Here is a 25,709-nt window from a genome sequence, read left to right as displayed (position 1 = left end):
TGCGGGGGCGTGGGCGGACCGTGATGCCCGGCTCAGGCGTGCGGGTGCGTTGGCGGTCGTGTGGTTCGGCCTTCGGGCGTGGGGGTGCGCCGGCGGTCGTGCCGTCCGTCTTCAGGCGTGCCGCATCCGACCCCCAGGCGTGCCGCATCCCGCCCTCGCGCCCCGCCAGGGCTCCGCCTCGCGCGTGCCGGCCCCGGGCGGCGCCCTGCCACCTCCGCGCGCCGGTCCGGCCCCGGGCAGCCCGTATCCGCCCGTCTGCCACCAACAGGCGGCGCCTCTGCCCGCGTTGCCCCCTCTCCGTGCGCGTGCCGGCCCGGCCCCGGGCAGCCCTCACCCTCCCGTCCGCCGCCAACAGGCGGCGCCTATGCCCCCGTTGCCCCCTCTCCGTGCGCGCGCCAACCCAACCCCGGGCAGCCCTCACCCCCGGGCGCCGCCGGCACACGGCAACGCCCGCCGATCCGAGCGCCGCCAGCAGCCGGCAACGCCCGCCCGCCCGAGCGCCGCCGTCCGCCGGCAACCGGCGACCCCCGTCCTCCCGACCGCCCACGCCGAGTCCCGCCGGCGGACGCCACCCCCGCCGGCGGATACCACCCCCGCCGGCCGGCTACAGCAGGCCCAGGTCGCCGAGTTCCTTGTGCAGGTCCGCCCGGGTGTCGCCGTCGCCGGGGCGGGCCGGGAGGTGCCGGCCGGGGGAGGGGTCGTCGAAGGACGCGCCGGGACCGCCGGAGCCCGCGGAGCCCGAACCGCCGTACGGGCGGGCGGCGTTGCGGGTGCGGTCGCGGAAGATCCAGCCGCCCGCGACGCCGCCGACCAGTCCGCCCAGGTGGCCCAGCCAGCTCACCCCGGGGGTGCCGGGTATCGCCACGGTGAGCAGGTAGGCGAAGGACGCGGCCATCACGACGCCGATCAGCGTGTCGATCAGGTGCCGGTCGAACAGGCCGCGCACCACCACGTAGCCGAAGTAGCCGAAGATCAGGCCGCTCGCGCCGACCGTGTCGACGTCGCCGCCCTGGAAGAACCAGACCGCCAGCCCGCTGGTGACCACCACCAGCGCGCTCAGCCCCAGAAAGCGGGTGACGCCCCGGTAGGCGGCCAGGAAGCCGAAGATGAACAGCGGGCCGGAGTTGCTCTCGATGTGGGCCCAGCTCCAGTGCAGGAAGGGCGAGGTGAAGATGTCGGCGAGCCGGCCCGGCCGGTGTCCGATCACTCCGTATTCCTGCGACAGGGCGTAGTGGTCGGCCCAGTTGACGATCTGGATCACCCAGACGACCGCCAGGAATCCGAACATCACGAAGAACGCCTTGCGGGCCTCCGCGATCATCTCCTCCGCGTCCACCACGCCTCCCGACCCCGAGGGTGGACCTATCGCCACCCACCACCGCGAACTCTACGGACCACCTCTGACAAGCGGAACGGTTGCATTGGCGTGTTCCTGTCAGATCTGTTTCGAGGTCGGCGGTGTCGGGGAGAGCCAAGACCACTTCACGAACCGGCTCAGCAGGAGGAAAAAATGGTCATGCGCAAGTTGCTCGCGCCCGCGCTGCTCGCGGCGGTCGCCACCGTCGGCCTGGTCGCACCCGCCGCCCACGCCAGCGGTACCAAGATGACCCAGGCGGCTGCCGCTGCGAAGTTCAAGGCCGCCGGCATCACCTGGAGCTCCAGCGGCAACTGCACGACCCGTTCCAACTCCACCTGTACGTCGTTCGACCAGATCAACTCCGGCACGGTCGACGCGATCATCACGCTCAAGGGCGCCAGCGGCTGCGCCATCAACATCACCGGCGGCACCGAGGTCGGCCACGCCTCCGGCACCTACAGCCACTACAACGGCTACAAGGTCGACATCGCGCACAACTCGTGCATCGACGGCTATGTCCACAACGACTTCACGTACATCGGCCTCCGCGGCGACGGCTACCCGCAGTGGGAGGCCGCGTCCGGCAACCTCTACTGCGACGAGGGCAACCACTGGGACATCACCGTCTACTGATCCGTTCACCGGCCCGTTCGCCGGCCCGGGCCACTGGTCCGGGCCTTCGGCGACCGGGCCGCCCGGGAACGCCGCAACGGTGGCGCCGTAACGCCGGCGCCGTAACTCCGTAGCGCCGGATCGTCTGCACGTTGGAAAGCTGGAACGCCGGGACTCCGCGACATCGGAGCCCCGGCACTCCCGGGAAACGACCAGGGCCCGGGAAACGAACAAGGCCCCCGGAACGAACAGGGCCGGGAAACGAACAAAGCCCCGGGGAGAACAAAGACCCCGGGAACGAACAAGGCCCCTGCTGCGTTTCCGCAGATCAGGGGCCTTGCTTCGCAGGGTGAATGACGGGGCTCGAACCCGCGACATCCTGGACCACAACCAGGTGCTCTACCTGCTGAGCTACATCCACCGCGTCCGGCTGTTTTCTACCGGCGAGAAAGAGTGTACAGGGTTTCGGGCGATGCTCGCTCCCGCCGTCCCGCGCGTCGCCGCGGGGGTCGCCGACGACCCGCCCGGCGGCCGGAGGGCGGGCGGACGGCGGTGGGCGGAACGGTTCAGTGGGGGGTGGCGGGCAGGGTGTGACGTGCGGCGATGGCCCGCGCGGTCTCGGTGTCCGGGCCGGGCTTGGGCACGAAGACGGCCTCCCGGTAGTACCGCAGTTCCGCGATGCTCTCCCGGATGTCGGCGAGCGCGCGGTGGTTGCCGTTCTTCGGCGGGCTGTTGAAGTACGCCCGCGGGTACCAGCGCCGCGACAGCTCCTTGACCGAGGAGACGTCCACGATCCGGTAGTGCAGGTGCTGCTCCAACGTGGGCATGTCACGCGCCAGGAAGCCGCGGTCGGTCCCGACCGAGTTCCCGCACAGCGGTGCCTTGCGGGGCTCCTTGACGAACTCGCGCACGAAGTCGAGTACCCGGGCCTCGGCGTCGGCCAGCGTGGTGCCTCCGGCCAGCTCCTCCAGCAGACCGGACGAGGTGTGCATCTGCCGAACCACGTCCGGCATCGTCTCCAGCGCCTCGGCGGGCGGGGAGATAACGATGTCCACCCCGTCTCCGAGGATGTTCAGCTCGGAGTCGGTGACGAGGGCGGCCACCTCGATCAGCGCGTCGTCGCGCAGGGACAGCCCGGTCATCTCGCAGTCGATCCACACCATGCGGTCATTCATGGGGGTCACCCTACGGGGCGATCCCGCTGACCTGGCATGGGCGTGCTGCGGTCGGTACGCAGCCGGGCCACGCCGGTGAAGTCCAGCGCGTCGGCCCGGCCGTGCTGCGCTTCGGTCCGGCCGTGCTGGTCGGCCAGCCGGACCGAGTACAGCTCGGAGTCCGTCCGGACCTGTCCGTCCTCCCCGGCGCCCGGGGCGGTGGCGCCGGAAGCGGAGGGCGACCTGCGCTGGTGCGGCAGCGCCTCACCGCGCACCGGCCGGTCCGTGCGCTCGGTCCGTTCGGCGTCCTGCGGCCGGCGCTGCCGGAACGCGGTGCGGTACGAGGCGGGCGACGAGCCCAGCTGGCGGCGGAAGTGCCCGCGCAGCGCGACCGGGGACCGGAAACCGCACCGGCCCGCCACCTCGTCCACCGAGTAGTCGGAGGTTTCCAGCAGGCGCTGCGCCTGGAGGACCCGCTGGGTGATCAGCCACTGGAGCGGCGCGCTGCCGGTCAGCGAACGGAACCGCCGGTCGAAGGTGCGGCGGCTCATGTACGCGCGGGCGGCCAGCGTCTCGACGTCGAACTGCTCGTGCAGGTGTTCCAGCGCCCAGGCGACGACCTCGGCCAGTGGATCCCCGCCGATCTCCTCCGGTAAGGAACGGTCGAGGTACCGCTCCTGGCCGCCGGTGCGCCGCGGCGGCACGACCAGTCTGCGGGCCAGCGCGTTCGCGGCGTCCGCGCCGTGGTCGGTGCGCACCACGTGCAGGCACAGGTCGATCCCGGCGGCGGTGCCGGCCGAGGTGAGGATGTCGCCGTCGTCCACGAACAGCTCGCGCGGGTCCACATGGACCGACGGGTACCGCTTGGCCAGCGTCGGGGCGTACATCCAGTGCGTGGTGGCCGGCCGGCCGTCGAGCAGCCCGGCGGCCGCCAGCACGAAGGCGCCGGTGCACAGGCCGATGATCCGCGCGCCCTCCTCGTGCGCCCGGCGCAGCGCGTTGAGCGCGGAGGCCGGCGGCAGGTGGGAGATGGACCGCCAGGCGGGGACCACCACGGTCCCGGCACGGCCGATCGCCTCGATCCCGTACGGCGCGCTCAGTTCGAGGCCGCCGGTGGTACGCAGCGGTCCGTCCTCGCCGGCGCACACCAGCAGCCGGTAGCGCGGCACTCCGGCGTCCTGCCGGTCCACGCCGAAGACGGAAAGCGGAATGGAGCTTTCGAAGATCGGGCCGCCGCTGAACAGCAGCACGGCGACGATCTCCTTGCGCCGCCGCGCGGACAGCTTGCGGCCCGGCAGCGTGGCGGTGGTGGCACCGGAGGCCTGCACCGGAGTGCGAGGGGACGGCGCGATCTCCGTCGCCGTACCGGTCCTGGAGTCCTGGGTCATGGCGGAAGAGCCCCCCTCGGTCGACGCAACGTCCTTTCGGTACTGCACGTTTCCCCCGCCGTGTTACCCAAGATCGAATCTACTGCGTCCGGTGTGGTCGAGGTGCCAAGTTCACCATCCGGCACTTAGGCGACATGGCCACGTGGCGCGAAGCATTCGATCACGAAGCGTTGCACTCACCTGCGTCGCTGGGAAGTACGCCTCAGCCGGCGGTGGCCGCAACTCCCCGCCGCAGCGGGCTTCCAGCCCCGTACCGACGGTGATTGCCGCAGGTGGAAGGGGTGTTGGGGGAGTGTGGTGGTACGGGGGGCGCAGTGGTGGGAAGTTGGCCGAAAACCGATACCGAAATTGCCGGTGTGCCGGTGGGTGCGCCGTAGGGGCGTTCGGGGTGCTTGTGCGCGCCCCTCGTGCGCCCCTGCGGGCGGCTCGTGGGACGGTCGGGCGCGGCTCCCGGCGGACGGTCCGGGCCGGCCCCGCGGCGCCGTGCTGTCCGGCCGCGCCGCCGCCCCGCGGCAACCGGACGGCCGGTCCGCTATGCCAACGTTGACGCACCGCGTACGCTGCGGCTTCCCCGGCGGCCCGAGCGGGCCGGCCGGCGTGCGGGGTGCGCGGCGGTGGTGGTCCCCGCGGGCCGGCGCGCCGGGCGCGGGGGTCGGGGGCGACCGATCGGCCGGAAGACGGCCGGTGGTCGCCGCGTGCTGCGGAGAGCGCTCTCACCGACCGCCGGAAAACGTCGGCGTGCGGAGGTTACCCACGAGTCGCCCAGGGGTACGGAATACCCGCATCGCACCGTGTTGGGGGCGTTGCGCTTCGCGGCTTCGTCCGGCATCCTCCTGGAAACTTCGGGTACAAGCACCCGGACGGATTACCCCGGCGCACCTGTGCAGGGATACCCCGCCGCCGTACCCTGGAGGTAGCGGGTGGGCAACGCCCTTACCGGCCATTGTCGGTCGGGCCCGTGACCACCGCTGTCCATGTCCGCACCGGCGACGCCCCGGCGCCGCCCTCGCCGAAAACGCCCCTCATGGCCGGTTACGAGCACCCAGAATCCGCCGATGGCAAGCCACTTGCCGACTTCACCGCGGCCGAGCCGACACCGGCGACCGAGACACGTCACGCCTGCGATCCGGCCTTCCAGCACGGCGTCGTGGTCGGATTCGACGGCTCGGTCTCCAGCGAGCGCGCGCTCGCGTACGGGATCGGCATGGCCCGGCGCGCCAGGTCCGGTCTGATCATCGTCCACGTGGCCAACCGCCTGCCGGCCACCGTCTGGGCGGGCTGCGAACCACCGGTCTTCGTCGACGTCCCCGACCACCGTACCGAGGTCCTGGGCCTGGAGTTGGCCTGCGCGGACTACCTGGGCGAGGTCTCCTGGATCCTCGTCGAACGCGGCGGCGACATCTGCCACGAGCTGGAGGAGGTCGGCCGCGAGTACTCCGCCGACGCCATCGTCGTCGGCGGTACGCACGGCCTCATCGGCAAGATCTTCGGCTCCGTCGCCGGCCGTCTCGCCCGCCGGGCCCAGCGCCCGGTCATCGTCATCCCGTAGGCAGGCCCGCCGGCCCGGCACCCCACCCGACCAAACGCCGCCCGACCACGTGCCGTGCCGACGCCCGAAAGCGGGCACGCCGACCCTGAAGACGGGCACGCAAGTCCCGTATTCGGTCAGGGAAGCGGCGTGCGCCGGGCGCCGAAGACGGGCGACGCGGGGTGTGACGCGGGGTGAGGTTTTGAGGACGCGCGGGCCAGGGGTGAGGACGCGCGCGGTGAGGGTCGAAGGCCAGGCGGCCCAGGGGCTGAGGACGCGCGCCCTGAGCCTTGAGACCCCCACCCCGGAAGACGTTCCCCCCGAAGGCCCGCGCCCCAACAAGGCCCGCACCCCGCCCCCGAAGGACGTTCCCCCCCGAAGCCCACGCCCCCGGGGGGCATCCCGCCCCTGGAGGACGCACCCTCGCCCCGGAAGGCGGTCCCCCCGAAGCCCGCTCCCCCTGAAGGCTCCCGCCCCCACCTCCGGAGGACATCCCGCCTCCCGGCAGACGCACCCCGCCCCGAACCGGCCTCCCCCTGACGGCCGTTGACGCAGGTCAGACCCTCCGGAGGTGTCGTTGCCCGGCCGGTGGAGCCCCGCTCGCGCGCCCCGGCGCCCGGGTGGGATCGTGCGCCGGGGGGCGTGCATTGGGGGTGGCTATTCCACCGTGACGGACTTGGCGAGGTTGCGGGGCTTGTCGATGTCGCGGCCCATCACCAACGCGGTGTGATACGCGAGCAGTTGGAGCGGAACACCCAACAGAATCGGGTCGAGTTCGGGCTCGTTGCGCGGGACGATGATCGTCTCGTCGGCGATCGGATGATCTTGGTGGCCGACCGCAAGGATCCGGCCACTGCGGGCCTTGATCTCCTCCAGGGTGGCGCGGTTCTTCTCCAGCAGTTCGTCGTTCGGCACGATCGCCACCGAGGGCACCTCCGGCTCGATCAACGCCAGGGGGCCGTGCTTGAGTTCGGAGGCCGGATACGCCTCGGCGTGGATGTAGGAGATCTCCTTGAGCTTCAGCGAGGCCTCCCTGGCCACCGGGTATCCGCGCACCCGGCCGACGAACATCATGCTGCGCGCGGTGCCGAACTCCGCCGCGATCCGCCGGATGTCCTCCTCCGTCTTGAGGATCTCCGACAGCTGTTCCGGAAGCCGGCGCAGGCCCTCGATGATCCGGCGGCCGTCGGCGACCGACAGGTCCCGCACCCGGCCCAGGTGCAGCGCCAGCAGGGCGAAGGCGACGGCGGTGTTGGTGAAGCACTTGGTGGAGACCACGCACACCTCGGGACCGGCGTGCACGTAGACGCCGCCGTCCGTCTCGCGGGCGATGGCGCTGCCGACCACGTTGACCACGCCGAGCACCCGGGCGCCCTTGCGCTTGAGCTCCTGCACCGCGGCCAGCGTGTCGTAGGTCTCGCCGGACTGGCTGACCGCCACGTACAGCGTGTCGGGGTCCACCACCGGATTGCGGTAGCGGAATTCACTGGCCGGCTCGGCGTCGGCGGGGATACGGGCCAGTTCTTCGATCAACTGGGCACCGATCATGCCGGCGTGATATGCCGAACCGCAGCCGATGATCTTCACCCGGCGCACCGCGCGGGCCTCGCGGTTGTCGATCCCGAGCCCGCCGAGCCGCACGGTGGCGAACCGGTCGTCGATCCGGCCGCGCAGTACCCGGTCCACCGCCTCCGGCTGCTCGTGGATCTCCTTGTGCATGTACGTGTCGTGGCCGCCCATGTCCCACGTCTCGGCGTCCCACTCGATGGTGGTCGGCGCGCTCGCGGTCCGGCTGCCCTCGGTGGTGAACGTGCGGTACGAACCGGCCTGGAGCGTCGCCATCTCGCCGTCGTCCAGCGTGACGACCTGCCGGGTGTGCCGGACCAGCGCGGCGACGTCGGAGGCCACGAACATCTCGTTGTCGCCCAGCCCGAGCACCACCGGCGAGCCGTTGCGGGCCACCACGATGCGGTCGGGGAACGCCGCGTGCAGCACCGCGATCCCGTACGTGCCGTCGACCCGGGACAGCGCCTCGCGGACCTTGCCCTCCAGCGTGTCGGCGTCGGACAGGCCGATCAGGTGGGCCAGCACCTCGGTGTCGGTCTCGGAGGCGAAGCCGACGCCCTCGGCGGTCAGCCGGGCCCGCAGGTCGCCGGCGTTGTCGATGATGCCGTTGTGCACCACGGCCACGTCGCCGGAGGTGTCCTGGTGCGGGTGGGCGTTCTCGTCGCTGGGCGCGCCGTGGGTGGCCCAGCGGGTGTGGGCGATGCCGGTGGTGCCGGAGAAGCGTTTGGGCACCTGGGCCTCCAGCTCACGGACCCGGCCCTTGGCCTTCACCGTGCGGATGCCGCCGGACTTGCCGGTCACCGCCACGCCCGCCGAGTCGTAGCCCCGGTACTCCAGCCGGGCCAGGCCCTCCAGCAGCAGCGGCACGGCGTCCCGCTTGCCGATGTATCCGACGATCCCGCACATGGCGCTCTCCCTCTCCGGTGGCCCTGACGTCCGCTCGCCCGTCCGCGCCGTCGGCCGCCGGTGAGCCGGAGCGGCTCAGCCGTAGACGATGCGGCGCAGCTGCCGCAGGGACAGCTCGGGCGGTGCCACCGCGCGGCGCTTCAGTTCCCCGGCGATCCGCTCGAAGATCTCGGCGTTGGCCAGGCCCCTGGACTGCAACTCGCGGTGCCGCCGGCGCACGTAGCCGTCCGCCGGCTCGTCGAAGTACGCCAGGACGTCGAGGACCACCCGGGCGGCCTCGCCGCGGTGCAGCGGCGTGGTCCGCACCAGGTGGTCGATGAGTTCCTCGTGTGAGGTCTCCGGCGACGTCCGGCGTTCGAGCACCTGACGATCCTGCGCGACGAGCGACCGGTGCCGCAACATTTCTGCCCGATTTCGGGCAGGGCGGCGCCAAAATCACCCGGGCGGCCGGTTCAGTTGCTGGGAACCCCCAGCTCACGGGCGATCAGCATGCGCTGGACCTCACTGGTGCCCTCGCCGATCTCCAGGATCTTCGAGTCGCGCCAGAACCGGGCCACCGGGTACTCGTTCATGAACCCGTACCCGCCGTGCACCTGGGTGGCCTCCCGGGCGTTGGTCACCGCGATCTCCGACGAGTACAGCTTGGCGAGCGCCGCCTCCTTCTTGAACGGTTCGCCCGCCACCAGCCGGGACGCGGCGTCCCGCCAGGTCAGCCGGGAGGTGTGGGCGCGCATCTCCATGTCGGCGATCTTGAACTGGATCGCCTGGTTGGCGCCGATCGGCTTGCCGAACGCCTTGCGGGTGTTGGCGTACGACACCGACTGGTCGACGCAGCCCTGGGCCAGCCCGGTGGCCAGCGCCGCGATGGCGATCCGGCCCTCGTCGAGGATCCGCAGGAACTGCGCGTAACCGCGGCCGGCCTCGCCCACCAGGTTGGCGGCCGGCACCCGCACGTCGGCGAACGACAGCTCACGGGTGTCGGAGGCGTTCCAGCCGACCTTGGAGTAGGGCGCCGCGACGGTGAAGCCGGGGGTGCCGGACGGCACGATGATCGCCGAGATCTCCGGGCGGCCGTCGGGCTTGCGGCCGGTGACCGCGGTGACGGTGACCAGCGCGGTGATGTCGGTGCCGGAGTTGGTGATGAAGCACTTGCTGCCGTTGATCACCCACTCGTCGGTGGCCTCGTCCAGCCGGGCGGTGGTGCGGGTGCCGCCGGCGTCCGAACCGCACTCCGGCTCGGTCAGCCCGAACGCGCCGAGGACCTCGCCGGCGCACATCCTCGGCAGCCACTCGCGCTTCTGCTCCTCGGTGCCGAACCGGAAGATCGGCATGGCGCCCAGCGAGACCCCGGCCTCCAGGGTGATGGCCACCGAGGAGTCGACCCGGGCCAGCTCCTCCAGTACCAGGCACAGCGCGAAGTAGTCGCCGCCCATGCCGCCGTACTCCTCCGGGAACGGCAGGCCGAACAGGCCCATGCGCCCCATCTCCCGCACGATCTCGTACGGGAACTCGTGGTTCTCGTAGAACTCGCCGATCTTCGGCGCGACCAGGTCGTGGGCGAACTCCTCGACGGTGCGCCGCAGTTGCTCGTACTCCTCGGGCAGCCGGTGGGCGTTGCCGAGGCCGCCGGGGCGGGGGCTGGTCATGGTTCTACTCCTCGTGGGAGAGGGCGCGGACGGTGCGGGAGGGGCTGGGTCGGCCCAGGTGGCCCGCCATCCACACGCTGGTGGCGGTGAGGCGGGCGAGGTCGACACCGGTGTCGATGCCGAGTCCGTTCAGCATCCACACCAGGTCTTCGGTGGCGAGGTTGCCGGTGGCGCTCCTGGCGTACGGGCAGCCGCCGAGGCCGCCGGCGGAGGCGTCCACCGTGGTGACGCCGTGCCGCAGCGCGGCCAGGGTGTTGGCCAGCGCCTGGCCGTAGGTGTCGTGGAAGTGCACGGCGAGCACCTGCGGGCCCAGGCCCGCCTCGCCGAGCGCGGTCAGCAGCGCGCCGACGTGGCCCGGGGTGGCCACCCCGATGGTGTCGCCGAGGCTCAGCTCGGTGCACCCCAGGTCGAACAGCCGCCGTGCCACGCCGACCACCTGGGGCAGCGGGACCGGGCCCTCCCAGGGGTCGCCGAAGCACATCGACAGGTAGCCGCGCACGGTCGCGCCGGCCTGCCGGGCCTTGGCCACCACCGGCTCGAACATCGCCAGCGACGCGTCCACCGTGCGGTTGAGGTTGGCCTGCGCGAACGACTCGGTGGCGCTGCCGAACACCGCGATCTCCCGGACGCCGAGCGCCAGCGCCCGCTCCAGCCCGCGTTCGTTCGGCACCAGCACCGGCAGCCGGGCGGCCACGTCGCCGATCAGCGGCATCAGCTGCTCGGCGTCGGCCAGCTGAGGCACCCACTTGGGATGCACGAAGCTGGTCGCCTCGACGGTGTGGAGCCCGGCGTCGGCCAGCCGGTGGATGAACTCCGCCTTGACCTCGGTCGGCACGACGTTCTTCTCGTTCTGCAGGCCGTCGCGGGCCCCGACCTCGTGGATGCGCACCCGGGCGGGCAGGCCGTCCTGCGGCACCGCCATCGGCAGTCCCGGCGCGGTCGGCGACGGATCGCTCACGACTCCTCCTCGGTCGGTGCGGCGAGCGGCGTGACGACCGCGAGGACCTGGTCCATCGCGACGGTACTGCCCGGCCGCACGTCGATGGTGGTGACGGTGCCGTCGTGCGGGGCGGTGATCACGTGTTCCATCTTCATGGCCTCGACCACCAGCAGGCTCTGCCCGGCGGTCACCTCGTCGCCGGCCGCCACCTTCACCACGGTCACCGTGCCGGGCATCGGTGCGGTCAGCGCGCCGGTGCCCCCGCCGCCGGCCGCGCCGAGCAGCGCCGCCTCGACCGGGTCGTGGTCCAGCACCTGCCACGTCCGCGCGTCCCGGCCCAGCCACTCGCCGGCCCGGTGGAAGACGTGCGTGACGCCGTCGACGTGCACGACGACCCGGCCGCCGTCCGCGTCCGCCGCCGCCAGCCGGGCCCGCACCGGCGGCCCGTCGCCGACCCGCACCTGGTCCCCGCGCACGGCGAGGACGACCGGGTCCAGGCCCGCGACGCGCACCGGGTGCGTGGTCCACGCCGGCTCGCCGCCCATGCGCCAGCCGCTGGGCACCGAGAACGGATCGACCCAGCCGCCGTCCGCCCCGGCCGGGGCCAGCGCCGCCTGCCGCAGCAGCGCCGCCGCTACGTAGACCTCCTCCGGCACGCCGCCCGCCGTCAGCGACTCCACGTCGCGTTCGACCAGGCCGGTGTCGAGCGCGCCGGAGACCACGTCGGGGTGGGCCAGCAGCGCGCGCAGGAAACCGGTGTTGGTGGCGACGCCCAGGATCACGGTGTCGGCCAGCGCGGCCCGCAGCCTGCGCAGCGCGGTCGGCCGGTCCGGGCCGTACGCGACGACCTTCGACAGCATCGGGTCGTACAGGCTGCCGACCTCGGTGCCCTGCGACAGCCCGGAGTCGGTGCGCACCCCGTCGCCCTGCGGTTCGCGCAGCGCCAGCACGGTGCCGCCGGACGGCAGGAAGCCGCGCGCCGGGTCCTCGGCGCAGACCCGGGCCTCCACGGCGTGGCCGGTGAGCGTGACGTCGGCCTGCCCGAACGACAGCTCCTCGCCGCAGGCCACCCGCAGCTGCCACTCCACCAGGTCCAGGCCGGTGACCAGCTCGGTGACCGGGTGCTCGACCTGCAGGCGGGTGTTCATCTCCATGAAGCAGTACGCGCCCGGGTCGGCGCCCGGCACGATGAACTCCACGGTGCCGGCGCCCACGTAACCGCAGGAGCGGGCCGCCTGGACCGCCGCCTCGCCCATCGCGGCCCGCGTCGCCTCGTCGAGCAGGACGGACGGCGCCTCCTCGACGACCTTCTGGTGCCGCCGTTGCAGGGAGCACTCGCGCTCGCCGAGGTGGATCACGTGGCCGTGGGCGTCGGCCAGCACCTGGATCTCGATGTGCCGGGGGCGGTCGATCCACCGCTCCACCAGCAGGGTGTCGTCGCCGAACGAACCGCGCGCCTCCCGCCGGGCCGCCGCGATCTCCTCCGCCAGCAGCGCCTCGTCGCGCACCAGCCGCATGCCCTTGCCGCCGCCGCCCGCCGACGGCTTGAGCAGCACCGGGGTGCCGATCTGCCGCGCGGCGGCGATGAGCTGGTCGTCGGTCAGGCCGCTGCCGGAGCTGCCCGGCACGATCGGCACGCGGTGCGCGGCGACCGTCTCCTTGGCCCGGATCTTGTCGCCCATCAGCTCGATGGCGTCGGCGGGCGGGCCGATGAAGACCAGGCCGGCGTCGGCGCAGGCCCGCGCGAACGCGGCGTTCTCCGCCAGGAATCCGTAGCCGGGGTGGACCGCCTGCGCGCCGGAGCGCCGGGCCGCCGCCAGCAGCCGGTCGGCCGACAGGTAGCTGTCGGCGGCCGGCGCCGGCCCGAGCCGGACGGCCGTGTCGGCCTCCACGACGTGCCGCGCGTCGGCGTCGGCGTCGCTGAAGACGGCGACCGAGCGGACCCCGAGCCGCCGCAGGGTGCGGATGACCCGCACCGCGATCTCGCCGCGGTTGGCGACGAGCACCGTGTCGAACATGATGGGTCCTCCCCCTACATCCGGAAGACGCCGTAGCCGGGCGCGAGCGGGCCGCGTTCCGGGACGGGCGCGTTGGCGCACGCGGTCAGGGCCAGGCCCAGCACCGTGCGGGTGTCCAGCGGGTCGATCACGCCGTCGTCCCACAGCCGGGCGGTCGCGTAGTAGGCGTTGCCCTGCTCCTCGTACTGGGCGCGGACCGGGGACTTGAAGCGTTCCTCGTCCTCGGCCGGCCACTGCTGGCCGGCCGCCTCCAACTGGTCGCGCTTGACGGTGGCGAGCACCGAGGCGGCCTGCTCACCGCCCATCACCGAGATCTTCGCGTTGGGCCACATCCACAGGAACCTCGGCGAGTACGCCCGGCCGCACATCGAGTAGTTGCCGGCGCCGTAGGAACCGCCGATGACCACGGTGAGCTTCGGCACCCGGGCGCAGGCGACGGCGGTGACCATCTTGGCGCCGTGCTTGGCGATGCCGCCGGCCTCGTAGCTGCGGCCGACCATGAAGCCGGAGATGTTCTGCAGGAACAGCAGCGGGATGCCGCGCTGGTCGCACAGTTCGATGAAGTGCGCGCCCTTGACCGCCGACTCGGCGAACAGGATGCCGTTGTTGGCCACGATGCCCACCGGGTGGCCCTGCACGCGGGCGAAGCCGGTGACCAGCGTGGTGCCGTACTCCTTCTTGAACTCGGCGAACCCGCTGCCGTCCACCAGCCGGGCGATGACCTCGCGCACGTCGTACGGGGTGCGCGAGTCGACCGGTACGACGCCGGTCAGCCCCGCCGGGTCGACCGCCGGTTCGACCGAGGGGGTGACGGTCCACGGCAGCGGCCCGCGGGACGGCAGGGTGGCCACGATGTCGCGCACGATGCGCAGCGCGTGGGCGTCGTCCTCGGCGAGGTGGTCGGTGACGCCGGAGACCTTGGAGTGCACCTCGCCGCCGCCCAGCTCCTCGGCGGTGACGACCTCACCGGTGGCCGCCTTCACCAGCGGCGGCCCGCCCAGGAAGATCGTGCCCTGGTCGCGCACGATGACGGCCTCGTCGCTCATGGCCGGCACGTAGGCGCCGCCGGCGGTGCACGAGCCCATGACGGCGGCGATCTGCGGGATGCCGCGCGCGGACATGGTGGCCTGGTTGTAGAAGATCCGGCCGAAGTGCTCGCGGTCGGGGAAGACCTCGTCCTGCTTGGGCAGGAAGGCGCCGCCGGAGTCCACCAGGTACACGCACGGCAGCCGGTTCTCCAGCGCGACCTCCTGGGCGCGCAGGTGCTTCTTGACCGTCATCGGGTAGTACGTGCCGCCCTTGACGGTGGCGTCGTTGGCGACCACCACGACCTCGCGGCCGGCCACCCGTCCGATGCCGGCGATCACCCCGGCGGCCGGCGCCTGGCCGTCGTACATCCCCTCGGCGGCCAGCGGGGCCAGCTCCAGGAAGGGCGAGCCGGGGTCGAGCAGCCCGTCGACCCGGTCGCGCGGCAGCAGCTTGCCGCGGGCGGTGTGCCGGGCGCGCGAACGCTCGCCGCCGCCCAGCCGGGCCGCCGCCAGCTTCTCGCGCAGCGCGTCCGACAGCTCGGCGTGCGCCTTGACGTTGGCCGCCCAGGCGTCGGACGCCGGGTCCGCGGCGCTGCGCAGCGCGGGTGGGGGTGGTGCCGTGTCGCGCATCGCGGTGGGCTCCTTTGCTCACGCGTTCCCGTCAGGCTGCCCTGGCGACAGTGTTAGTCATCGTTAACGTGCTGCCCACAGGTTAACGCTCGCTAACGTCATTGTCTAGAATCTCCTCCATGCAGCCCACCAAGGCCGGAGCGACCCGGCGTCAGCAGATCCTCAGGGAGGCCGCGCGGCTGTTCGCCGAGCGCGGTTTCCACGGTGTGGGGGTCGACGAGATCGGTGCCGCGGTCGGCATCAGCGGCCCCGGCCTGTACCGGCACTTCGCCGGCAAGGACGCGATGCTGGCCGAACTGCTGGTCGGCATCAGCGAGAGCCTGCTGGCCGAGGGGCGCCGCCGGGTCGATGAGGCGTCCGGGCCGGGCGGCGCGCTGGATTCGCTGGTGCGCGGGCACACCGACTTCGCACTGGACGACCAGCCGCTGATCGTCCTGCACGACCGCGAGCTGGACCGGCTGCCCGACTCCGACCGCAAGCTCGTCCGCCAGCTCCAGCGCCGGTACGTCGAGCTGTGGGTCCAGGTGGTCCGCGACCGGTACCCGGCCGCCACCGAGATGGAGGCCCGCGCCGCCGTCCACGCGGTCTTCGGCCTGATCAACTCCACCCCCCGCCTCGGCGCCGGCGAGGGACGCCCGGCCCGCGCCGCCGCCGGGATGCTGCTGAACCGGCTCGCGCTGGCGGCGTTCGCCGCGCTGGAGGGGGGAGGGGCGGGGGAGGGGGTGTGAGGTCGGGCGGTGCGGGGTGTTGGGTGGTGCGGGGCGTCGGAGGGGGTGCGATGTCGAGCGGTGCGGGATGTCGGGTGGTGCGTGGCGTCGGAGCGCGTCGCGTCGGGGCGCGTCCCGTGGGCGGAGGGGATGTGCCGCTGCCGCGTCCCGTGCGACGTGATGTCGCGCTCACCCGGGGGGTCCGGCCTGGACAGCGGGGCGACCGACCGGTAACTTTCTGAGCGCTTGCTTAGGTTGGCGGGCGGGACCGTACTACGCTGGAAGAGCTGGAAGGGGAGGTGGCGCCGGTGCGTCGCACGGTGTTCAACGAGGACCACGAGGCATTCCGCTCGACGATCCGTGAGTTCATCGCGGACGAGGTCACCCCCGTCTACCAGGACTGGGAGCACGCCGGGCATGCCCCGCGCGACTTCTACTACAAGCTCGGCGAACTCGGCATCTTCGGCATCGAGGTCCCCGAGGAGTACGGCGGCGCCGGCGAGACCAGCTTCAAGTACAACGCGGTCATCACCGAGGAGTGCGCCCGGGCCGGCGTCAGCTTCGGCGGCAGCGGCGTGCACACCGCGCTGTGCCTGCCGTACCTCATGAAGTACGCCAACGCGGAGCAGAAGAAGCGCTGGCTGCCCGCGTTCGTCTCCGGCGAGATGATGACCGCCATCGCCATGACCGAGCCCGGCACCGGCTCCGACCTGGCCGGCATGAAGACCACCGCCAAGCTGTCCGAGGACGGCACGCACTACGTGCTCAACGGCGCCAAGACCTTCATCACCGGCGGCGTGCTCGCCGACCGCGTCCTGGTCTGCGCCCGCACCTCCCCGGCCACTCCGGAGGACCGCCGCGCCGGCATCTCCATCCTGGTCGTCGACACCACCAGCGAGGGCTACGCCGTCGGCCGCAAGCTGGAGAAGCTGGGCCTGAAGTCCTCCGACACCGCGGAGCTGTCGTTCACCGACGTCAAGGTCCCGGTCGAGGACCTGCTCGGCGAGGAGGGCAAGGCGTTCGGCTACCTCGCCCACAACCTCCCGCAGGAGCGGCTCGGCATCGCGCTCGGCGCCTACGCCCAGGCCGCCGCCGCCATCCGGTTCGCCACCGAGTACGTCAAGGAACGCACCGTCTTCGGCCGCACGGTCGCCGAGTTCCAGAACACCAAGTTCGTCCTGGCCGACTGCAAGGCCGAGGTGGACGCCGCCCAGGCCGTGGTCGACCGCGCCCTGGAGGCCCACGACATCGGCGACCTGACCGCGGCCGACGCCGCCTCCGCCAAGCTGTTCTGCACCGAGGTCGCCGCCCGCGTCATCGACAAGTGCCTCCAGTTGCACGGCGGTTACGGCTACATGATGGAGTACCCCATCGCCCGCCTGTACGCCGACACCCGCGTCAGCCGCATCTACGGCGGCACCAGCGAGGTCATGCGCTCCATCATCGCCAAGTCGATGGGCCTGTGATCCCGGTCCGATGAACACCGGTCCGATGAACGACCGCCCCGGTCCGGCCGCCGGCCGGCCGGCGGCCGACCACCCGGGCGCGTTGCGCGACCTGCTCGCCCTGCTGGACCTGGAACGGATCGAGCGGGACATCTTCCGGGGCATCTCGCGGCCCGCCGTCGTCCCCCGGGTCTTCGGCGGGCAGGTCGCGGCGCAGGCCCTGGTCGCGGCCGGCCGCACCGTCCCCGACGACCGGCCCGCGCACTCCCTGCACGCGTACTTCCTGGTCCCCGGCGACCCCGGCGCGCCGATCGTCTACGAGGTCGACCGCATCCGCGACGGCCGCTCGTTCACCACCCGCCGGGTCGTCGCCATCCAGCACGGCCGGCCGATCTTCCACCTGTCGGCGTCCTTCCAGACCCACGAGGAGGGCCTGGACCACCAGCAGGAGATGCCGAAGGCCCCCGACCCCGAGACGCTGCCCACCGCCGAGGAACTGCTGCCCCGGCACGCCGACCGCTTCCCGGACCCCACCGTCGTGGACCGGCTGCTGGAGGCCCGGTCCGCCGTCGACCTGCGCTACGCCCAGGACCCGCCGTACCTCACCGCGGGGGAGCGCCGCGAACCGCGCTCCCAGGTGTGGTTCCGCACCCAGGGCCCGCTGGCCGACGACCCGCTGCTGCACGTCTGCCTGGCCACCTACGTCTCCGACATGACCCTGCTCGACTCGATCCTGCTCGCCCACGGCCGCGGCGGCTGGGCGGTCGGCGACGTGGTCGGCGCCAGCCTGGACCACGCCATGTGGTTCCACCGGCCGTTCCGCGCCGACGAATGGCTGCTGTACGACCAGGAGAGCCCGTCGTCCTCCGGCGGACGCGGCCTGGGCACGGCGAAGATCTGGACCCGGGACGGCCGCCTCGCGGTCTCGGTCATCCAGGAAGGGCTGGTCCGGGTACCGCGGTCGCGCTGAACGGGTGGCGTGGACCGCGGTGGTGTTGACGGCGGTGGCGTGGACCGCGGTGGCGGCTGGCGGCGGTCGCGGCTGATGGCGGTGGTGTTGCCGGCGTTCGCGGCTGATGGCGGTGGCGGTGGCGGTGGCGGCGTTCGCGGCTGACGTCGTTCGCGCTGCCCACGGTGGTGTCCACGACGCGGTCGTGCCGACCAACGGTGTCCGGTCCACGGTGATCGCGCCTCGTACGGCGTCCGGCCTACGGTGTCCGACTGGCCCGGCGTCCCACCCGCACCGTCGGCCCGCCCTCCCGCGCGCGCCCGGGCCTCCCGCCGCCCGCACGGGCCTACCGCTGGGTCAGTCCCGCCGCCGCCAGCAGATAGGCGGTCATCGGGTCGTAGTACTCCGGTGAGACGTGGTCGTCCAGCGGAACGGCCACCTGGAGCGTTCCGTCCGCCTCGCCGCAGAACAGCGCCGGGTCGTTGCAGTCGGCGTACCCCACGGTCTCCACGCCGCGCTGCGCCGCGCACCCGGCCCAGCCGTGGTCGGCGACGACCAGCTGCGGCAGCGCGCGCCCCTCGCGTTCCATCGCGTCGAGCACCGCGGTCATCGGGGTGGGGGAGTGGGTGTGCACCAGCGCCGCGCCGCGCAGCACCATTGCCACGTCACCGATCTGCAGCGCCCGGCCGTCGTCCGCGTACAGCCCCGGCGTTATCGACATCACCTCGCACCCGGCCGCCCGCAGCGCCGCCGCCGTCGCCAGGTGCACCCCCAGCAGCCCGCCCGGGTGCCCGGTGGCCACCAGCACCCGGTGCCCGCCGGCCGCCGCCCTGCGCAGCGCCGCCGCGGCGCGGTCCAGCGCGTCGACCGTCAGCTCCGGGTCGATGGTGTCCTGCCCCGAACGGTGCTCCGGGTCGGCGATGACCCCGCAGCGTTCCGACATCAGCTCCAGCACCGCGGCCTCGTCCGACCAGCGCGGATCCAGCTCCAGCCCCAGCCAGTAGTACCGGTTGCCGGCGGCCAGCTCGCGGTAGTGGTCGAGGTTGTTCTCACGGCTGGTGGCGACGGCCCCGGCGATCCGGGTGTCCAGAAGGTGGTCGATCAGCATCTGCCGGGACGGTGCGCGGTCTGAGGACATACCCCCATTGTCGCCTGCCGGGGAGGGGGCGTACGGTCGGGCCCGCCGCGCCGGCCGCCGGCCCCTTCGCCCGCGCGTCCGGCCCGCCGCGGTGGACGAACCCGCCGCGCAATGGACGAACCGGTGACCCCGCGGTCCCGCACTGCCGGAAACGTACACTTCAGCACCGCCGTCCGGCCCCCTACCGTCGGATCCGCCCCCCGGATCGGAAGGACACCGTCATGACCCAGCCCACCCCCCGCGGCCCCGTCGACTCCTCGCGCATCCCGCGCTACGCGGGCCCGGCGACCTTCGCGCGGCTGCCCCGGGTGGACGAGGTCGGCACCGCGGACGTCGCCGTGGTCGGCGTGCCCTTCGACAGCGGCGTGTCCTACCGGCCCGGCGCCCGCTTCGGCGGCAACGCGATCCGTGAGGCGTCGCGGCTGCTGCGGCCGTACAACCCGGCGCAGGACGCGTCGCCGTTCGCGCTGGCCCAGGTCGCGGACGCCGGCGACATCGCGGTCAACCCGTTCGACATCAACGAGGCGGTCGAGACCGTGCAGGCGGCGGCCGACGACCTGCTCGACACCGGTGCCCGGCTGATGACGCTCGGCGGCGACCACACCATCGCGCTCCCGCTGCTGCGGTCCGTCGCCCGCAAGCACGGCCCGGTCGCGCTGCTGCACTTCGACGCCCACCTCGACACCTGGGACACCTACTTCGGCGCCGAGTACACGCACGGCACCCCGTTCCGCCGGGCCGTGGAGGAAGGCATCCTCGACACCTCCGCCCTCAGCCACGTCGGCACCCGCGGTCCGCTCTACGGCAAGCAGGACCTCGACGACGACGAGCGCATGGGCTTCGGCATCGTCACCTCCGCCGACGTCATGCGGCGCGGCGTCGACGAGGTCGCCCAGCAGCTGCGCGAACGCATCGGGAACCGGCCGCTGTACATCTCCATCGACATCGACGTCCTCGACCCGGCGCACGCCCCCGGCACCGGCACCCCGGAGGCCGGCGGCCTGACCTCGCGCGAACTGCTGGAGATCCTGCGCGGCCTGTCCTCCTGCCACCTGGTCTCCGCCGACCTGGTCGAGGTCGCCCCGGCCTACGACCACGCCGAGATCACCTCGGTCGCCGCGTCGCACACCGCGTACGAGCTGACCACGATCATGGCCCGGCAGATCGCCGCGTCCCGCTGACCGTTCTCCCCGCCGCAGGGGACGCCCCTCCGCCGGCCGGCGCCTCCTCCGTCATCGGTGGTCGGCGTCTTCGGTGAGCGGCGCCATCGGTGGTTGACACCATCGGTGAGTGGCGTCATCGGCGGTTGACGCCATCGGCGCTCGGCGTCATCCGTAATTGACCAAAAGGTCAACCGGCGTTGACCGAATCCCGACCTCCGCGCGGTCGGGTCCGGCCACCATGTGCTGCGGGCCGAACCCGGCCGACGCCGATCCAGGGAGAACCGAACGTGCGCCTGCGTACCGTACTGGCCACCGCGACCGCGGGCCTGACCGCCGTCACCTGCCTCACCCTCGCGGTGACCGTCCCGGCGTCCGCCGCGCCCGCTCCCCGGGACGCGGCCGGCCGGCCGACCGCGAACGCCTGCTCGCCCTACGCCGACCTCGACGGCTTCTCCGACGCGCTGGACGAAACCACCTTCGACGGGCTCGACGTCGGCAACCTGTCCGGCCTGTCCGTCGACCGGGGCGGCCGGATCGCCGCCGTATCGGACCGTTCCGTCCTGTTCGACCTCGACGTCCACCAGGGCGGCGGCGCCCCGCGCGCCACCGTCGCCGCCGGTATGCCGATCGCCGACGAGAACGGCGGGCAGCTGGACTCCGAGGCCGTCGTGGTCGACCACGACGGCACGTACCTGATCACCTCCGAGACCGAGCCGTCGATCCGCCGCTACGACCGGGCCGGCCACCTCGTCGGCCGGCTGCCCGTCCCGTCCTACCTCCAGGTCGCCCCGGCCGGCCGCGCGCAGTCCAACCTGACCTTCGAGGGCCTGACCCTGCTGCCCGGCGGGCACACCCTGGTCGCCTCCATGGAGGAGTCGATCGCCGGCGACGACCAGGACCTCACCCGCCTCCAGACCTGGAACCGCGTCGGTGACAGCGACGCCTTCACCCTCGGCAGGCAGTACGGCTTCCGGCTCGACCCGGGCCTCGGCATCTCCGAGATCGCCTCCACCGGCGACGGCCGCCTGCTCGTGCTGGAACGCGGCTTCACCGCCGGCTTCGGCAACACCGTCCGCCTCTACGCCGCCGACCTGCGCGGCGCGAGCGACACCAGCGGCATCACCGACCTGACCGCCTCCTCCGGCGCCCGCCTGATCCGCACCACCCTCGTCGCCGACATCGGCCGGTGCCCGTCGCTCGGCGCCACCGCCCGCCAGCCGCAGCCCAACCCGCTGCTCGACAACATCGAGGGCCTGACCGTCACCGGCCGTACCCCCGACGGCCGACTGCGGCTGCTGATGATCAGCGACAACAACGACAACCCCGATCAGGTCACCCGCCTGTACTCCCTCACCGTGCGCCTCCCGCGCCGCTGAGCCCCCGGGCCGCGCGCCCGCCGTACCGACCGACGGTCCTAGGTCCGATGCCGTAGCGCACTCGGACCTGGGGCCGTCTTTCGCGTCAGAAATTATGAACGCAGGATGAAATGCGTGGTCCGGCGTGTTGCAAGCGTCCGGCACCGAGCGACGACGAGCGGAAGGCGGACGTGTGACACAGGAGACGGGGACAAGCGGGCAGCGGGGATGGCTGCGCCGCATATCGTCCGACTGCTGGCGGTACCGGCGCGATGTGCTCATCGCACTCGGCGCCTCCCTGGGCGGCATGGCGATCACCGCGCTGGTGCCCCTGCTGCCCAAGGTGATCATCGACGACGTCATCGTCCACCACACCCGTTCCATGGGTCCGTGGGCCCTGCTGATGGTGCTGGCCGCGGTCATCGTCTACGCGATGACCTACCTGCGCCGCTACTACGGCGGCCGCCTCGCGCTGCACGTCCAGCACGACCTGCGGACCGGCATGTTCGACACCCTCACCCGGCTGGACGGCTCCCGGCAGGACGAACTCGACACCGGTCAGGTCGTCGGCCGAGCCACCAGCGACCTCCAGCTGATCCAGGGCATGCTCTTCATGCTCCCGATGATGATCGGCAACGTCCTGCTGTTCGTGCTGTCGCTGGTCGTCATGGCCCTGCTGTCCCCGCTGCTGACGGTCATCGCCCTCGCCGTCGCGCCCGCCCTGTGGTTCCTGGCCAACCGCAGCCGCACCCGGCTGTTCCCCGCCACCTGGTACGCCCAGGGCCAGGCCGCCGCCGTCGCCGGCGTGGTCGACGGCGCGGTCACCGGCGTCCGCGTCGTCAAGGGCTTCGGCCAGGAGGCCCAGGAGCAGCAGAAACTGCGCCGCGTCAGCCGCCTGCTGTTCGCCGCCCGGCTGCGCACCGTCCGGCTCAACTCCCGTTACAACCCGGCCCTCCAGGCGGTCCCCGCCCTCGGCCAGGTCGCCATGCTCGCCCTCGGCGGCTGGATGGCGGTGAACGGCCGGATCAGCCTGGGCACCTTCGTCGCCTTCTCCACCTACCTCGCCCAGCTCACCGGCCCGGTCCGCATGCTCACCACCATGCTCACCGTCGGCCAGCAGGCCCGGGCCGGCGTCGAACGCGTCTACGAACTCATCGACACCGAACCGCGCGTCACCGAGTCCGCCACCGCCCACGACCTGCCCGGCACCGCCGACGCCGACGTCGAGTTCGACGACGTCACCTTCGGCTACGACGACGACCGCCCGGTCCTGGACCACTTCAGCCTGCGCGTCGAGGCCGGCGAGACCGTCGCCGTGGTCGGCGCCTCCGGCTCCGGCAAGTCCACCGTCTCGCTGCTGCTGCCGCGGTTCTACGACGTCACCGGCGGCGCCGTCCGGGTCGGCGGCACCGACGTGCGCGACCTCACCTTCGCCTCCCTGCGCGGCGCCATCGGCATGGTCCCCGAGGACAGCTTCCTGTTCTCCGACTCCGTGCGCGCCAACATCCTCTACGGCAGCCCCGGCACCGGCGAGGACCAACTGCTCGCGGCCACCCGCGCCGCCCAGGCCCACGGCTTCATCTCCGCCCTGCCCGCCGGCTACGACACCGTCGTCGGCGAACAGGGCCTGACCCTGTCCGGCGGCCAGCGCCAGCGCGTCGCCCTGGCCCGCGCGGTGCTCACCAACCCGCGCCTGCTCCTGCTCGACGACGCCACCTCCGCCGTCGACGCCCGCGTCGAGGCCGAGATCCACGACGCCCTGCGCGAGGTCATGCGCGGCCGCACCACGCTGCTGATCGCCCACCGCCGCTCCTCCCTCGCCCTCGCCGACCGCATCGCCGTCCTGGACCGCGGCCGGCTCGCCGACATCGGCACCCACGACGAGCTCGAGGCCCGCTGCCCGCTCTACCGCCGGCTGCTCACCGACCCCGACGAACTGGCCGGCGACGCCTACACCCCCGACCCCGCCGGCCTCACCGCCGCCGCGGACACCACGGCCGCCTCCACCTCTGTCTCCACCTCCGACCCCGCTTCAGCCTCCGCTCCCACCCCCGCCTCCGCCTCCACCTCTGCCTCCGCCTGCCCTGACCGCCTGGTCGCCGCCGGCCTGGCCGCCGACGCCGGTGCGCCCGACTCCGTCGCGGCCGGCGGCATCACCCCCGAACTGTGGCGCCGCCCCGACTCCGACGCCCCCGGCGCCGGCGGTGACCGGACCGCCGCCTCCGGCGCCCCGGCCGGACCGGGCCTGGCCGGCGCCATGACCGGCATGCCCGCCACCCCCGAACTCCTCGCCCGCGTCGCGGCCCTCCCGCCTGCCACCGACACCCCCGACATCGACGAGGACCGCGCCCACGCCCCCGACACCCACTTCGGTCTGCGCGCCCTGCTGCGCGGCTTCGGCCTTCCGCTGCTGGTCAGCCTGATCCTGGTGTCCGTCGACGCCGTCGGCAGCCTCGTCCTGCCCGTCCTGGTCCGGCACGGCATCGACCAGGGCCTGGACCGGTTCGCCATCGGCGCCGTCTGGTCCGCCTCGCTCCTCGGCCTCGTCGTCGTCATCGCCCAGTGGGCCGCCCAGGTCGGCGAGAACCAGATGACCGGCCGCACCGGCGAACGCGTCCTGTACGCCCTGCGCCTGAAGATCTTCGCCCAGCTGCAACGCCTCGGCCTGGACTTCTACGAACGCGAACTCACCGGCCGCATCATGACCCGGATGACCACCGACGTCGACGCCCTCAGCTCGTTCCTCCAGACCGGCCTGGTCACCGCCGTCGTCAGCCTCCTCACCTTCTTCGGCATCCTCGTCGCGCTGTTCGTCATCGACGTCCAGCTCGCCCTGATCGTCTTCGTCACCCTGCCGCCGCTGATCGCCGCCACCGTCGTCTTCCGCCGCAAGTCGGTCCGCGCCTACAACCTCGCCCGCGACAAGGTCGGCATCGTCAACTCCGACCTCCAGGAGCACGTCGCCGGCCTGCGCGTCGTCCAGGCATTCCGCGGCGAGGCCGCCGGCGCCGCCCGGTTCGCCGCCCGCAGCGACGAGTACCGCCAGGCCCGCATCCGCGGCCAGTGGTACATCTCCGTCTACTTCCCGTTCGTGCAGCTGCTGTCCAGCCTCGCCGCCGCCCTGGTGCTCATCATCGGCGCCGGCCGCTACCACCAGGGCACCCTGACCGCCGGCGCCCTGGTGGCCTACCTGCTCTACATCGACCTGTTCTTCTCACCCGTCCAGCAGCTCTCCCAGGTCTTCGACGGCTACCAGCAGGCCACCGTCTCCCTCGGCCGCATCAACGAACTGCTGCGCCAGCCCACCACCACACCCGCCCCCGCCGACCCCCGCCCGGTGCCCGCCGACGGACTGCGCGGTGAAGTGGTCTTCGACGACGTCCGCTTCGCCTACGGCCGCTCCGAGGACGCCGAGGCCGCGCTGTCCGGCGTCACCCTGCGCGTCCCGCCCGGCCAGACCGTCGCCTTCGTCGGCGAGACCGGCGCCGGCAAGTCCACCCTGGTCAAGCTCGTCGCCCGCTTCTACGACGTCACCGGCGGCGCGGTCCGCGTCGACGGCACCGACCTGCGCGACCTCGACCTCACCGGCTACCGCCGCCGCCTCGGCGTCGTACCGCAGGAGCCGTACCTCTTCCCCGGAACCGTCCGCGACGCCGTCGCCTACGGCCGCCCCGACGCCTCCGACGCCGAGGTGGAGGCCGCCGCCCGCGCGGTCGGCGCCCACGACATGATCGCCGGGCTGTCCGACGGCTACCTGCACCGCGTCGGCGAACGCGGCCGCAACCTGTCCGCCGGCCAGCGCCAGCTCATCGCCCTGGCCCGCGCCGAACTCGTCGACCCCGACATCCTGCTGCTCGACGAGGCCACCGCCGCCCTCGACCTGGCCACCGAAGCGCTGGTCAACGCCGCCGCCGACCGCCTCGCCGTCCGCCGCACCACCCTCGTCGTCGCCCACCGCCTCACCACCGCCGCCCGCGCCGACCGCGTCGTCGTCATGGACCACGGCCGGGTCGTCGAGGACGGCACCCACGACGAACTGCTCGCCCAGGACGGTCACTACGCCGCCCTCTGGCGAACCTTCACCGGCGAGCCGGCGCCCACCGCCGCCTGACCCCGGCCCCCCGTGGTCGAACTCCCCGTCGCCCACCGGGGGCCGCGGCGCCGCCCACCGTGAACCTC

The 25,709-nt window shown here is 72.9% G+C and carries 18 protein-coding genes and 1 tRNA gene; 8 read left to right on the top strand and 11 right to left on the bottom strand.

All coding sequences use genetic code 11. The features are described from left to right. Nucleotides 1–604: 604 nt before the first annotated feature. A complete protein-coding gene (locus POF43_RS30775; RefSeq protein WP_282704875.1) occupies nt 605–1,336 on the bottom strand; it encodes a rhomboid family intramembrane serine protease in 732 nt (243 codons plus the stop codon). 180 nt (nt 1,337–1,516) lie between these two features. Between POF43_RS30775 and POF43_RS30770 the strand changes: the two genes are divergently transcribed. Then, nucleotides 1,517–1,990 carry a hypothetical protein gene (locus POF43_RS30770; protein ID WP_372516162.1) on the top strand — a complete coding sequence of 158 codons (474 nt, stop codon included), beginning with the start codon at nt 1,517–1,519 and terminating at the stop codon, nt 1,988–1,990. A 327-nt stretch (nt 1,991–2,317) separates the two neighbouring features. Here POF43_RS30770 and POF43_RS30765 read toward each other — a convergent pair. The 3 genes from POF43_RS30765 to POF43_RS30755 all read right to left on the bottom strand — a co-directional run bounded on the left by POF43_RS30765 (nt 2,318) and on the right by POF43_RS30755 (nt 4,511). Further along, a tRNA-His gene (locus POF43_RS30765) sits at nt 2,318–2,390 on the bottom strand. Nucleotides 2,391–2,535: 145 nt separating this feature from the next. Next, on the bottom strand, nt 2,536–3,144 hold the full coding sequence (gene orn / locus POF43_RS30760; protein WP_271325343.1) for an oligoribonuclease: 609 nt from the start codon (nt 3,142–3,144) through the stop codon (nt 2,536–2,538). Between the two features lie 5 nt (nt 3,145–3,149). Then, entirely contained in the window at nt 3,150–4,511 is a 1,362-nt protein-coding gene (locus POF43_RS30755; RefSeq protein WP_271317836.1) for a helix-turn-helix domain-containing protein, read from the bottom strand. A gap of 1,024 nt (nt 4,512–5,535) precedes the next feature. Between POF43_RS30755 and POF43_RS30750 the strand changes: the two genes are divergently transcribed. Next, a complete protein-coding gene (locus tag POF43_RS30750; protein WP_271317837.1) occupies nt 5,536–6,060 on the top strand; it encodes a universal stress protein in 525 nt (174 codons plus the stop codon). A gap of 636 nt (nt 6,061–6,696) precedes the next feature. Here the strand turns inward: POF43_RS30750 and glmS are convergent. The 6 genes from glmS to POF43_RS30720 all read right to left on the bottom strand — a co-directional run bounded on the left by glmS (nt 6,697) and on the right by POF43_RS30720 (nt 14,773). Beyond that, nucleotides 6,697–8,511, bottom strand: a complete 1,815-nt coding sequence (glmS, locus tag POF43_RS30745) for a glutamine--fructose-6-phosphate transaminase (isomerizing) (RefSeq protein WP_271315737.1) — start codon at nt 8,509–8,511, stop codon at nt 6,697–6,699. 75 nt (nt 8,512–8,586) lie between these two features. Further along, on the bottom strand, nt 8,587–8,874 hold the full coding sequence (locus POF43_RS30740) for a hypothetical protein (protein ID WP_271315738.1): 288 nt from the start codon (nt 8,872–8,874) through the stop codon (nt 8,587–8,589). Between the two features lie 89 nt (nt 8,875–8,963). Next, entirely contained in the window at nt 8,964–10,157 is a 1,194-nt protein-coding gene (locus POF43_RS30735) for an acyl-CoA dehydrogenase family protein (RefSeq protein WP_271324139.1), read from the bottom strand. Between the two features lie 4 nt (nt 10,158–10,161). Further along, nucleotides 10,162–11,079 (bottom strand): hydroxymethylglutaryl-CoA lyase, encoded by a 918-nt coding sequence (locus POF43_RS30730; protein WP_271324140.1) that lies wholly within the window; start codon nt 11,077–11,079, stop codon nt 10,162–10,164. 32 nt (nt 11,080–11,111) lie between these two features. Then, on the bottom strand, nt 11,112–13,115 hold the full coding sequence (locus tag POF43_RS30725) for an acetyl/propionyl/methylcrotonyl-CoA carboxylase subunit alpha (protein ID WP_271324138.1): 2,004 nt from the start codon (nt 13,113–13,115) through the stop codon (nt 11,112–11,114). A gap of 14 nt (nt 13,116–13,129) precedes the next feature. Then, nucleotides 13,130–14,773 (bottom strand): carboxyl transferase domain-containing protein, encoded by a 1,644-nt coding sequence (locus tag POF43_RS30720; protein WP_271315741.1) that lies wholly within the window; start codon nt 14,771–14,773, stop codon nt 13,130–13,132. Between the two features lie 119 nt (nt 14,774–14,892). Between POF43_RS30720 and POF43_RS30715 the strand changes: the two genes are divergently transcribed. The 3 genes from POF43_RS30715 to POF43_RS30705 all read left to right on the top strand — a co-directional run bounded on the left by POF43_RS30715 (nt 14,893) and on the right by POF43_RS30705 (nt 17,895). Further along, the gene (locus POF43_RS30715) at nt 14,893–15,501 is read left to right on the top strand and encodes an SACE_7040 family transcriptional regulator (RefSeq protein WP_282704874.1); all 609 of its coding nucleotides are present in this window, start codon (nt 14,893–14,895) and stop codon (nt 15,499–15,501) included. 287 nt (nt 15,502–15,788) lie between these two features. Further along, nucleotides 15,789–16,946, top strand: coding sequence for an acyl-CoA dehydrogenase family protein (locus tag POF43_RS30710; protein WP_271315993.1), 1,158 nt, complete (start codon nt 15,789–15,791; stop codon nt 16,944–16,946). Nucleotides 16,947–16,971: 25 nt separating this feature from the next. Continuing rightward, nucleotides 16,972–17,895: an acyl-CoA thioesterase gene (locus POF43_RS30705; RefSeq protein WP_271315994.1), complete on the top strand. Its 924-nt coding sequence runs from the start codon at nt 16,972–16,974 to the stop codon at nt 17,893–17,895. Nucleotides 17,896–18,220: 325 nt separating this feature from the next. Here POF43_RS30705 and POF43_RS30700 read toward each other — a convergent pair whose 3' ends face one another. Further along, nucleotides 18,221–19,012, bottom strand: a complete 792-nt coding sequence (locus POF43_RS30700; RefSeq protein WP_271315992.1) for a phosphatase — start codon at nt 19,010–19,012, stop codon at nt 18,221–18,223. 221 nt (nt 19,013–19,233) lie between these two features. On the opposite strand from POF43_RS30700, the gene speB reads away from it, so the two are divergent. The 3 genes from speB to POF43_RS30685 all read left to right on the top strand — a co-directional run bounded on the left by speB (nt 19,234) and on the right by POF43_RS30685 (nt 25,641). After that, on the top strand, nt 19,234–20,193 hold the full coding sequence (speB, locus tag POF43_RS30695) for an agmatinase (protein WP_271315991.1): 960 nt from the start codon (nt 19,234–19,236) through the stop codon (nt 20,191–20,193). Nucleotides 20,194–20,462: 269 nt separating this feature from the next. Continuing rightward, on the top strand, nt 20,463–21,551 hold the full coding sequence (locus tag POF43_RS30690) for an esterase-like activity of phytase family protein (RefSeq protein ID WP_271325248.1): 1,089 nt from the start codon (nt 20,463–20,465) through the stop codon (nt 21,549–21,551). A 286-nt stretch (nt 21,552–21,837) separates the two neighbouring features. After that, on the top strand, nt 21,838–25,641 hold the full coding sequence (locus POF43_RS30685) for an ABC transporter ATP-binding protein (RefSeq protein ID WP_372516165.1): 3,804 nt from the start codon (nt 21,838–21,840) through the stop codon (nt 25,639–25,641). Nucleotides 25,642–25,709: the final 68 nt, after the last annotated feature.

Source organism: Streptantibioticus silvisoli (assembly GCF_027947535.2).
Classification (GTDB): Bacteria; Actinomycetota; Actinomycetes; order Streptomycetales; family Streptomycetaceae; genus Streptantibioticus_C; species Streptantibioticus_C silvisoli.
The sequence above is the reverse complement of the archived record's forward strand: the minus strand, read 5'-3'. Positions and strand labels throughout refer to the sequence as shown.